Genomic DNA, 259 nt, shown 5'->3' with positions numbered 1-259 from the left:
GAGTTCTGGACCTCGCTCAAATGCATCCGCTGCGGCGCTTGCATGAACACCTGCCCGGTCTACCGGCGCTCGGGCGGCCTCTCCTACGGGGCGACCTATGCCGGCCCGATCGGGCTGATCATCGATCCGACCTTCAACAAGCGGAAGTACTCGACCCTGCCGTTCTCCTCGACCATGAACGGCTCCTGCACCAACGTCTGTCCGGTGAAGATCAACATCCACGAGCAGATCTTCGCCTGGCGCAAGGTGCTGGCCGAGG

General features: G+C 62.9%; 1 protein-coding gene. It reads left to right on the top strand.

The genetic code is table 11. The annotated features are described in order from the left end of the window. Nucleotides 1-259 (top strand): 4Fe-4S dicluster domain-containing protein (locus AX737_RS15220; protein WP_156453739.1); only part of this gene is annotated, 259 nt, incomplete at both ends.

Origin of the sequence: Methylobacterium sp. CCH5-D2 (assembly GCF_001556475.1) — a bacterium.
GTDB lineage: Bacteria > Pseudomonadota > Alphaproteobacteria > Rhizobiales > Beijerinckiaceae > Methylobacterium > Methylobacterium hispanicum.
Note: the sequence above shows the minus strand (reverse complement) of the source record. Positions and strands in the feature narration are given on the sequence as shown.